At 57.7% G+C, this 511-nt stretch carries 1 protein-coding gene; it reads left to right on the forward strand.

What is annotated here, in order from left to right; translation table 11 throughout:
* Positions 1-62 precede the first annotated feature (62 nt).
* Positions 63-511 (forward strand): IS110 family RNA-guided transposase (locus BTE28158_RS32340; RefSeq protein WP_174920310.1); only part of this gene is annotated, 449 nt, incomplete at its 3' end.

A 511-nucleotide genomic window follows, 5' to 3' on the forward strand; every position in this document is an offset into this window, starting at 1 on the left:
ACTAATGGTATGGTCCACCCGCTTCTTCTATCGTAGTGGCGCTACCACCCATGGAGGCTGCCATGAACTCGGTCACGTTAGGAATCGATCTCGGCAAGCGCTGGTTCCACGTCGTCGGCTGCGACGCTGCTGGCAAAGTCGTGCTGCGCGAGAAGTTGGGGCGTCATCAACTCCTGCAGCTTATGGCACAACATCCACCGTGCCTTGTCGGCATCGAAACATGCTGTGGCTCGCAGTATCTGGCCCGCAAATTTCAGGGCTTCGGGCACGACGTCAAACTTCTGCCAGCACAGTACGTCAAGCCGTTCGTCAAATCGCAGAAGAACGACTTTAACGACGCTCAGGCTATTGCCGAAGCTGTCCGACTTCCGACGATGCGGTTTGTGCCGCTCAAGTCAGAGGAACAGATGGATGTCCAGGCGCTGCATCGCGCCCGCGAACGCATGCTCCAGCAACGCCTGGCATTGACCAACCAGATTCGCGGACTGCTGCTGGATCGCGGCATCGAGAT

The sequence above is a fragment of the Burkholderia diffusa genome (genome assembly GCF_902499115.1).
GTDB classification, from domain to species: domain Bacteria; phylum Pseudomonadota; class Gammaproteobacteria; order Burkholderiales; family Burkholderiaceae; genus Burkholderia; species Burkholderia diffusa.